Origin of the sequence: Roseospira navarrensis (assembly GCF_009601025.1) — a bacterium.
Classification (GTDB): domain Bacteria; phylum Pseudomonadota; class Alphaproteobacteria; order Rhodospirillales; family Rhodospirillaceae; genus Rhodospira; species Rhodospira navarrensis.
Map to the genome: position 1 here is coordinate 61,010 of NZ_WIVE01000013.1, position 10,018 is coordinate 71,027.

Annotated in this window: 6 protein-coding genes; all 6 read right to left on the reverse strand. The window is 71.3% G+C overall.

Translation table 11 applies throughout. The features are described 5' to 3' along the window. Nucleotide 1 precedes the first annotated feature (1 nt). Nucleotides 2-796, reverse strand: a complete 795-nt coding sequence (locus GHC57_RS06380; protein ID WP_343031126.1) for a VWA domain-containing protein — start codon at nt 794-796, stop codon at nt 2-4. 76 nt (nt 797-872) lie between these two features. Continuing rightward, the gene (locus GHC57_RS06385) at nt 873-2,879 is read right to left on the reverse strand and encodes an O-linked N-acetylglucosamine transferase, SPINDLY family protein (protein WP_153342338.1); all 2,007 of its coding nucleotides are present in this window, start codon (nt 2,877-2,879) and stop codon (nt 873-875) included. A gap of 71 nt (nt 2,880-2,950) precedes the next feature. Then, a complete protein-coding gene (locus tag GHC57_RS06390; protein WP_153342340.1) occupies nt 2,951-4,549 on the reverse strand; it encodes a serine/threonine-protein kinase in 1,599 nt (532 codons plus the stop codon). Nucleotides 4,550-4,655: 106 nt separating this feature from the next. Beyond that, nucleotides 4,656-5,531, reverse strand: coding sequence for a c-type heme family protein (locus GHC57_RS06395; protein ID WP_153342342.1), 876 nt, complete (start codon nt 5,529-5,531; stop codon nt 4,656-4,658). Between the two features lie 304 nt (nt 5,532-5,835). After that, nucleotides 5,836-6,804 carry a hypothetical protein gene (locus tag GHC57_RS06400; RefSeq protein ID WP_153342344.1) on the reverse strand — a complete coding sequence of 323 codons (969 nt, stop codon included), beginning with the start codon at nt 6,802-6,804 and terminating at the stop codon, nt 5,836-5,838. A 152-nt stretch (nt 6,805-6,956) separates the two neighbouring features. After that, complete coding sequence (gene clpB, locus GHC57_RS06405) at nt 6,957-9,554, reverse strand: ATP-dependent chaperone ClpB (protein WP_153342345.1); 2,598 nt, start codon at nt 9,552-9,554, stop codon at nt 6,957-6,959. Nucleotides 9,555-10,018: the final 464 nt, after the last annotated feature.

Sequence of the window (10,018 nt, forward strand, 5' to 3'; positions counted from 1 at the left end):
GTCAGCGGCCTCCCGCATCGCGACCGCCACCGCCACCACCACCCATCTGGTGGGTCAGGCGCAGCGCGGCCCCGCCCGCCTTGCGGGCGTGGTCCTCCAGGGCCGGGCGTCCGCCGGCCGCATAGGCCGCCACCGCGCCCAGCAGACGGCGCAACTCGTCCGGGCCGCGCGCGTCGAACTTGCAGCAGGCCCCGCCGGACAGCCGCGCGACATGCGTCAGGACCTGCTCGGCCAGGGGCTCGTGACCTTCATGGAAGATGAACGCCGGCAGCTTGCGCAGGCCCATTTCCCCCGCCAGCCCATAGAGCGCGTCCGGCTCCTCCTCGACGCAGTCGCCGATGAACACCAGAGCGGAGACGGGCGTGGTTTCATGCACCGACAGGGCATGGCGCAGCACGCGGCCGATCTGGGTGCGTCCGGCGCGGCAGGACACCCGGCTCATGCGCTGGATCATCTCGTCGGGGCGGGTGACGAAGGGGCCGGCCTTGCACTCGCCGAGGCCGCGATAGAACACCAGTTGCACGGCCAGATCCCCGATCGCCGTGGCGGTGGCGAACATGGCGGCCTGGGTCTCCATGGCCAGGTCCCACGTGGGTTGGCGGCTGGCGGTGGCGTCGAGCGCGAAGATCAGGCGGCCCCGGCCCTCGCGCGGGGTGGACCGGACGCGCTCCAGGAAGGCGTCCACGGCTTTCGGGTCGCGGGACGCCGGGGCCGGCGCCTGACGCGCCCGGTCCAGGAACGCGGCCACGTCGCGCGACCCGGACCGGCTTGGCGGCTGCCCTTCGTGAGACGTCACGGTGTTCCCCTGTCCTTGGGCCTGGTCTTCCCGGTTCCCGAAAGATGGGGGTTTTTGGCGGGCGGGAAAAGGGGCGTCAGGCGGAGCGGGGCGGCGTGGCCCCGAACATGGCGTAGTAGTGCGCCTCCATGGTCGCGGCGAAGGCGCGGGTGTCGCAAGCCGCGCTGGCGCCGATGACCGCCCGCGCCCGGTGGCGCCAGTCCCGCAGGGCTTCCCATGCCCCGTCCCCGGTGGCCATGGCGATGGCGGTCTCCACCAGACCGTCGATGGATGGCGCCACGAATCGGTCCAGCCCCGCCGCGTACAGCAGCGAGGCGCTGATCCGCGCCGCCCAGCGGTCGCCGTCATAGGTCAGCAGCGGCACGCCCTGCCACAGGGTCTCGATGGTCGAACTGCCGCCGTTGTAGGGGAAGGCGTCGATGGCGATGTCGATGGCGTCATAGGTCTCCAGGAACACCCGGTGCGGGGCGGGCCCCATCAGGTCCAGGCGGTCCGGGTCCACGCCCCGGGCCGCGAACAGCGCCCGCACGTGGGCCACGTTGCCGGGCCGGTCGAGCCGGGTGTTGCGCAGGATCAGGCGGGATCCGGGGCAGCCCTCCAGGATCCGGCACAGGGCGTCGATCACCGGCGGCGTGATCTTGTACTGCGGCGCGAGGCAGCCGAAGGTGACGGATCCCCGGGTCAGACAGGGCGGATCGACGATATCCGGGACGGGATAGTTGACGCTGAACGCGCTGTAGCAGGGCACGCGCAGCACCGTTTCCCGGCAGTGGGCCTCGTCCTCCGGCCCGACCACATAGCGGTCGCCCACCAGATAGTCGCAGTCGCTGATCCCGGTCGTGCCGTACAGGCCCACCCCCGCCACGTTGACCGGGGCCGGCCGCAGGCCCATGGGCAGCATGAGTTTGACCGCCGTGTAGCCGTCCAGATTGAACAGCACGTCGATGCCCTCGGCCCGCACCAGAGTGGCGAAGCCCTCGATCGACAGGCGGCTGATGTCGTGGAAATGGTCGTCCGGGTGGGGCTGGTAGCTCGACAGCGTGGCGTCGTGGGCGTCCACCGAGAACAGGTGCACGTCCACCACGGCGCGGTCGTGACCGTTGACCAGCCCCAGGAAGGACTTCATCCAGTTTTCCTGCCCGAACGCGCTCGATACGTAGCCCACGCGCAGGCGGCGTCCGTCCAGCCGCCCCGCCAGATGACCGGGCGGACGCGGCGCGGGCGAGGGCGGCACCGCCAGATCGGCCCAGGTGCGACGGGCGGCCAGGATCTCCGCCTGATCGGCCGCCGGGCTGCCGGGGATGATGACGGCGATCATGCGCAGCGCGCGCTCGCGCAGCGCCGCGTCCCCGTGTCCGGCGGCCCGGCGCAGGGCGTCCACGCTCTCGTCCATGTGGCCCAGGTTGAACAGGCAGAAGCCGCGCTGATAGGTGGCCTCGGCGTCCCCGGGGGTCCGGGCCAGCACGGCGTCCAGGTCGGACAGCGCCAGGGCGTGGTCGCCCCGGTCAATGGCGATGCAGGCCCGGGCATAGGCGCAGTCCGTCCGCCCCGGATCGCGGGCCAGGGCGTCCCCATAGGCTCCATGCGCCAGGTCGGTCTGGCCGTAGGTGTGAAGCAGGTGACCCCGCCGCGCGTGCGGCTCCGCGTCGTCGGGCGCCTGGGCCACCGCGTCGTCAAGCGCCGTCAGGGCCGCATCGGGATCGCCGGCCTGCTCCAGCGCCGCCGCCAGGGTCAGCCGGGCGGGCAGGACCTCGGGGGCCAGGGCGATCGCCCGCCACAGCGGGCCGAGGGCCTGGCTGTAGCGCCCCAGACCGGCCAGGACCATCCCCAGGGTGCCGTGTGTTTCCGCGTGGTCGGGGTTGGCGTGGGCCGCCCGGGCGAGAGTCCGCGCCGTCCGGTCCAGGTCGCCGGTCCGATAGGCGACTTCGGCCAGGATGCGCAGGGCCTCGGCATCGGCGGGTCGAGCGGTCAGCAGCCGTTGCGCGAGGTCCCGGGCGGGCGCGGCGGCGCCGTCCCGCAGCAGGCGCCACGCCCGGGGGGCAAGCGTCTGGTGCGGCACGTCCGGTGCGGGCGAGCGGGTCATGGGGGCGGTCCCTTCACGCGGGGTTGAGGCAAGGGCGGGTCCTTGCGCGAGGCCGGGGGCCGCCGTGGGTGTCACCCCCGCGCCCGGGCGAGGAAGCCGGCGCGGGCGCCCGCATCCTCGATGTGGTCGGCCAGCGCCCGAAAGAGATCCTCGCGGCTGGCGGCCGTGGCCGCCGCCTTCTTGACCAGCACGGCGGCGATCGGCCCCATGTGCTCGGCCAGGGCCTCCCGCGCCTCCGCCCGGTCCTGATCCGTCAGCGGCGCGGCACGGGTGCCCGACCCGTGGCCCGACCCGTGGCCCGACCGGGGGCCCGACCGGGGACCGGATCCGACCCCGGACCCCATGGCCGGCTCCCGGCGCGTGCCGCCGCCCGCCTGTGTGCCTTTGGCGGGGCCATGGTGGGTCCCGGACCCCACGGACGTGCCGGTGATCGTGCCCGTGCTGGTGGACACCCCGAGCGCGCGGCGGGTGACCTTGCGTAGGAACGCCGCGCGGGCCTTGTCGTCGTCGATGCGCTCGGCCAGCACCTCGTAGAGATCCCGGATCCCGCTGGCGCGCTGGGCGGCGTCGCGCACGATGACCGAGGCCACCGGGCCCAGATAGGTGGCCAGATGCTCCCGGGCCTGTTGCAGCGCCGCCTCGTCCAGTTCGCCCCGGTCGCCCCCGCCGGCCCCGACGCCCCCGTCCACCTCGCGGCTGGTTGCGGCGGCCAGGGATGGCGACATGACGCGGGTGCCGTCCAGGTCGTCCGGCCCGACCCCGCCGCCCTGCACCATGGTGTCCCCGTCGCCGCCCGCGGCCTCGGCGGGCAGGGCCGCCAGGACGGCCCTCAGCGCGGCGCGGAAGGCCGTCGCGTCGGGAAAGCGGTCGGCCGGATCGCGGGCCAGCGCGGTCATCATCACGTCCGCCAGGGCGGGCGGCAGCGGCTCGGAGCGGCCCCGGGGCGGCGGCGGGGCCTCGTTCAGGACCTTGTACATGACCTCGGCCACCGTCTTGCTGGCGAACGGTTTGGTGCCGGTCAGCAGCTCGTAGAGCAGCACGCCGACCGCGAACAGGTCGGTGCGGCCGTCCACGGCGCCGCCGGTGAACTGCTCCGGCGCCATGTAGCCGGGCGTGCCGACCATGGTGCCGTGCCGCGACAGACTGACCGAGTCCATGCGGGCAATGCCGAAGTCGGCGACCTTGACCGTGCCGGTTTCCAGCAGGATGACGTTGCTGGGCTTGATGTCGCGGTGGACGATGCCGGCGACGTGCGCCGCCTCCAGTCCGGCGAGCACCTGCATGACCATGCGCAGACCGACCCGCAGGCCGAAGTCCACGCCGTGCGCCATGAAGGATTGCAGCTCCCGCCCGCGCACGTATTCCATCGCGATGAAGGTCAGGCCGTGGTCCTCGCCGAACTCGTAGACCGTGACGATGTTGGGGTGGGAACAGCGGGCGGCGGCGCGCGCCTCCTGCTGGAAGCGCTGCTTCCAGTCGCCGCCGTCCTCGCTGTCCAGCAGCTCGTCGCGAACGGTTTTCAACGCCACCGGACGGTCGATCGCCTCATCGAAGCCCTTGTAGACGACGCCCATGGCGCCGCGCCCAAGCTCGCCGTCCACGCGGTACCGCCCGATCCGCGTGGGGCAGAAGCCGGCCGGTTCCGCGCCGTTCCGTGTGTCCGTGCTCATGACGTTGTCGCGCCCCTTCTGGCCGACGGGTGTTTCGCGCGCCGATGCCAAGTTCGGCCTCGGGCCGGCCGCTGATCCCGGCCGGCCTCACCCAGCGCCGGTGAGGCTAGTCGTTCAGCATCCGCAGCGCCGTTTCCAGGCTGCGCCGCATGCGGTTGAACGCGGCCGACAGCGCGCCGATCTCGTCCTTGCTGGTCACCTCGACCTCGGGCACGTCCATCTTGCCCAGGCTGACGTCGCTGGCCATGCGCGAGATCTTCACCACCGGCCGGATGACCATCGCCGACAGCAGGATGTTCAGCAGGATGGCGATGCCCACGAACACCCCCGCCAGCGAGCCGACGAACACCAGGAATGTGTTCCACGACCGCTCCAGCGGCACCGACATGGGCACGCTGACCACCTGGGCGCCGATAGTCTCGTTCAACTGCCAGCCGAAGCCGTTGCCGGGGCCGTACAGGGCCAGCATCGCCTTGGGCGCCTGATCGACGGCGCTGTGGCAGTCCAGACAACTGGGGTCGTTGACGGTCAGCGGCTTGGCCAGGACCAGGGTCTGCCCCGTGGGCGTGTCGCGCACGCTCACCAGTTCCTTCAGGTCGGGATCGTTGCGGAAGGCCTGGATCAGGTCGGCCTCCCAGTCCGTGGCCCGATCCGTGGGGTTGGTCGGGTTGAGCGCGGCTTCCTTGTAGTTGTAGTTCGGGTAGTCCTTGGCCATCATGCGGAAATTCGCCTGGGCGGCGAACGACGGCACGATGTGGGGCAGGAATTCCTCGTGGTCTTCCGCCACGCCCAGCAGGGGCCGAATTTCGGACGTCGTGTAGTTCCGGATGGCCAGGGCGTTGGACATCATCAGGCGGGCCTTGGACACGACCTCCTCGCGGGCGTTGGTCTGCAGGATCTCATAGGCGACGAACGACGACCCCGCCAGACCGACCGCGAACGCCCCGGCCAGCACCAGGTTGAACTTCAGACCCAGACCCATCGTTCCGTCCTCCGGCGCCGCCCGCTCCAGCGCGGGTCCCGGGGGCAGTGTACCGGGACCGGACCGGACCGTAAACGGTATGAGGGGGCGTGCCAGGGGTCCGAGCCCGGATTGCCGTTCTGTGCCACTGCAGGGGTCGAACCCGCCTTACGAGGTCCTTCGGTCGCTCCGCTCCCTCACGGCGGCACTCTTTTTTATAGAATATGTCATCCTGAGCGCCTTTTAGGCGCGAAGGATCTCGTGATGAGGCACGAACCATGACACCCCTGCCGTCCGGATTCGGAGCCCTGGGGGGCGCGCCCGGCTATTGCCGGCCGATGGCCTGGGCGAAAGCGCCGGCGAGGACCTCCTGCTGCGTGACGTGGCCGGCGACGAACTCCCGGCACAGGGCCACTTCGTCGGGGGACCGGGGCGCCAGGGCGTCCAGCTTGCCGAGGCAATAGTCCAGCGTATCCTTGGTCAGGAACAGACTGACCATGATGCTCACGGCCCGGATCGAGGCGTCATTGGGCGGCTGCGCCGGCGCCACCGTGCTGGACGTGACCACGGTCGGGGCGGCGCTGGCCGTCGCGCCCGCGCCGCCGCTTCCGCCTTCACCCGACCCGGGCGCGCCCCGCACCGTACTGCTGCTGGGCTGCGCGGTGGTGGTCGTGGTCTCGGTCCGGCCGCGCGGGGTGAGTTGTTCGATGGCCAGCAGCGTGACCATGGCGTTGGCGTACTTGTTGGAGATCTCTTCGTAGTAGGCCCGGTCGATCAGCCCGTTCATATGGGCCTCGCAGGCCCGGTAGAGACCGTCGCGCAAGAGCTGGATGGTGGCGTTGCGGGATCCCAGTTCCGCCGCCACCTCCGTCAGGGTGCGGGCAAGCTGGCTGCGATAGCCGACCTCGGCCGCCGAGGCCTCCGCGCCGGCCGCTTCGCTGCCGGTGGGCAGCCCCGACACGTCCAGTTCCCGCGCCGAGGCCAGGGTGCTGCTGATGGCCGACAGGGTGTCCGGGCTGGGCTCGGCGCAGACGACGGCCGTGCGCGGTTCCATGCCGCCCCCGCCGGTCGGGGCGGTTTGTGCCGCCGGGGGCAGGGCGACCGAGAGAACGGCGCGCTGCTTGGCGTCGATGAGCACGCTGGTTGTGGTCTCGCCGTCCCGGCTGTTGACGGCGTAGTCCCGGTAGATCGACGCCTGATTGGCCCCGCATCCGCCCAGCCCCAGGCTCAGGCCGAGACCCAGGGCGATCTGACCCAGAGCCACCCCGACGGCCCGCCCTCTGCCGGCCCTCATGCCATGCGCCATCGCCGCCCCCTCTCGCACGATGATGGTCCGGGCGGGGCATGACCCCGCCCGGTCCTGCACAAAAGTGTGGGGTTGGCGCGGCGCGGCTGTCAAGCACAACCTGCCGTTCGGAAGATCAACCGAGGCGGGCGGCGCGGCGCTTACGCCGCCTGCTCCAGCGCTTCGCCGTTGACGATCAGGCCGCCCTCGCCGGCGGAGACGCGCGCCGTGTCGCCCGCGCCGCCGTCGCCCAGGCGGCCCTCCAGCACCATCACCGCCAGCGGGTTTTCCAGGTGGCGCTGGATCACGCGCTTGAGTGGGCGCGCCCCGTACACGGGGTCGTAGCCGCGCTCGGCCAGCCAGGCGCGGGCGGGCGCGTCCATATCCAGCGCGATGCCCCGGTCCTCCAGCCGTTTCGCCAGCCGGCCGACCTGGATATCCACGATCCCGGCCATGTGCTCCTTGAACAGGCGGTGGAACAGCAGGATCTCGTCCAGCCGGTTCAGGAACTCGGGCCGGAAGGCGGCGCGCACCTCCTCCATGACCAGCCCGCGCACGGCCGAACTGTCCTCGCCCTCCGCCTGCGACGCCAGCACGTCGGCGCCCAGGTTCGAGGTCATGACGATGAGCGTGTTCTTGAAGTCCACGATGCGGCCCTGGCCGTCGGTCAGGCGGCCGTCGTCCAGCACCTGGAGCAGCACGTTGAACACGTCCGGGTGGGCTTTCTCCACCTCGTCGAACAGCACCACCTGATAGGGCCGGCGGCGCACGGCCTCGGTCAGCGCGCCGCCCTCGTCATAGCCCACGTAGCCCGGGGGCGCGCCGATCAGACGGGCCACCGCGTGCTTTTCCATGTACTCCGACATATCGACACGGATCAGCGCGGTCTCGTCGTCGAACAGGAAGGCGGCCAGGGCCTTGGTCAGTTCGGTCTTGCCCACGCCGGTCGGCCCCAGGAACAGGAACGAGCCGATCGGCCGGTTGGGATCGCCCAACCCGGCGCGCGCCCGGCGCACGGCGTTGGAGACAGCCGAGACCGCCTCGGCCTGCCCGACCACGCGGGCGGCCAGGGCCTGTTCCATCTTCAGCAGCTTGTCGCGCTCGCCGGTCAGCATCTTGTCCACCGGAATGCCGGTCCAGCGCGAGACGACCGAGGCCACGGTTTCTTCCGTCACCACCTCGTTGAGCATGGTCTCGCCCTGACCGGACTCGGCGGCGTCCAGTTGCTTCAGCAGGTCCGGGATCACCCCGTATTCAAGCTCGCCGGCGCGCGCCCAGTTGGCCTGACGGCGCGCGATCTCCAGGTCGCTGCGCGCCTGATCGAGCTGTTCCTTCAGCTTGGTGGTGCCGGCCAGGGCGCCCTTCTGCCGTTCCCAGTCGGCGGCCATGGCGGCCGCCTTGGCTTCCAGGTCGCCCAACTCGTCCTCCAGCTTGCCCAGGCGCTCGCGGGAGGCCGCATCGGTCTCCTTCTTCAGCGCCTCGCGCTCGATCTTGAGCTGGATCACGCGCCGGTCCAGGTCCTCCAGCGGCTCCGGCTTGCTGTCCACCTGCATGCGTAGCCGCGCGGCGGCCTCGTCCACCAGATCGATGGCCTTGTCCGGCAGGAAGCGGTCCGTGATGTAGCGGTTGGACAGCGTGGCCGCCGCCACCAGCGCGGCGTCGGCGATGCGCACGCCGTGGTGCAACTCGTACTTCTCCTTGATGCCGCGCAGGATGGAGATGCTGTCCTCCACCGTCGGCTGCGAGACGAACACCGGCTGGAAGCGGCGCGCCAGGGCGGCGTCCTTCTCCACGTGCTTGCGGTACTCGTTCAGCGTGGTCGCCCCGATGCAGTGCAGTTCGCCGCGCGCCAGCGCCGGCTTGAGCAGGTTGGAGGCATCCATGGACCCCTCCGCCTTGCCGGCCCCGACCAGGGTGTGCATCTCGTCGATGAACAGCACGTATTCGCCGTCGCTGGAGGCGATCTCGGACAGCAGGGCCTTCAGGCGCTCCTCGAACTCGCCCCGGTACTTCGCCCCGGCCACCATGGCGCCCAGGTCGAGCACCATCAGCCGCTTGTCGCGCAGGGATTCGGGCACGTCGCCGTTGACGATGCGCAGGGCGAGGCCCTCGACGATGGCGGTCTTGCCCACGCCGGGCTCGCCGATCAGCACCGGGTTGTTCTTGGTCCGGCGAGACAGCACCTGGACCGTGCGGCGGATTTCCTCGTCTCGGCCGATGACCGGGTCCAGCTTGCCCTCGCGCGCGGCTTCGGTCAGGTCGCGGGCGTACTTCTTCAACGCCTCGTATTGCTGCTCCGCCCCCGCGGAATCGGCGGTGCGGCCCTTGCGCAGGCGCTCCACCGCGCCGTTGAGGCCCTGGGGCGTGACGCCCGCCTCGGCCAGCACCTTGGCGGCCGGCGTGCCCTTGGCCAGGGCGACGGCGAGCAGCAGGCGCTCCACGGTCACATAGCTGTCGCCGGCCTTCCTGGCCATCTGCTGCGCCTGATCGAGCAGGCGCGTGGTCTGCTGCGCCCAGTACATGCTGGATGCGCCCTCGACCCGGGGCAGCTTGCCCACCTCCATGTCGATGCCGGAGCGGGCGCGCTCCACATCGCCGCCGGCGGCGGAAATCAGGCTGGCGGCCATGCCCTCGGGATCGTCGAGCAGGGCCTTGAGCAGGTGCTCGGGCGTCACCTGCTGGTGGGTCTCGCGCAGGGCGATGGTCTGTGCGGCCTGCAGGAAGCCCTTGGCGCGGTCCGTGAAGGTGTCCAGATCCATGACGGTCGTCCTCTTGTATCAACGGCCTCTGTCGAGGCCCGTTGAAGCCCGTGGCCGGCCCTCTCCCCCACCCGACCACCCATAGAACACGGTCGTGGGTGGCCGGGTGGGGGAGAGGGCCGGTGCCGAATAGGCGGGTGAGTCACACTCAGCCGCCACTGGCATCATTGCGTGGCAGGGACACCGGCGCCGAGAGCGGCCGCCGCGCGTCCCCCCGAATGGCGCTCCCTTCCGAAGGCGGGCGCCAGGTGGTCGGGCGGGCCGTAAACCCGCGTCGCTGCTCGGGTCGATATAGGGAGGAGGAGGACACGCCCGCAAGCTGGGGCGGTTGCCTCTCCCGTGTCCAGGCCGCAGGGCTCCGAACCCGGATGACCGTTCGGTGACACGGATGGGGTCGAACCCGCCTCACGAGGTCCTTCGGTCGCCCCCGGCGACGCTTCGCGTCGCCGCAAAGGAGCGCGACC

Bases quoted from the DNA above. Each gene is read 5' to 3' on its own strand.
- clpB (WP_153342345.1), bottom strand. From the start codon at position 9,554: ATGGATCTGGACACCTTCACGGACCGCGCCAAGGGCTTCCTGCAGGCC.
- GHC57_RS06385 (WP_153342338.1), bottom strand. From the start codon at position 2,879: ATGACCCGCTCGCCCGCACCGGACGTGCCGCACCAGACGCTTGCCCCC.
- GHC57_RS06395 (WP_153342342.1), bottom strand. From the start codon at position 5,531: ATGGGTCTGGGTCTGAAGTTCAACCTGGTGCTGGCCGGGGCGTTCGCG.
- GHC57_RS06400 (WP_153342344.1), bottom strand. From the start codon at position 6,804: ATGAGGGCCGGCAGAGGGCGGGCCGTCGGGGTGGCTCTGGGTCAGATC.
- GHC57_RS06390 (WP_153342340.1), bottom strand. From the start codon at position 4,549: ATGAGCACGGACACACGGAACGGCGCGGAACCGGCCGGCTTCTGCCCC.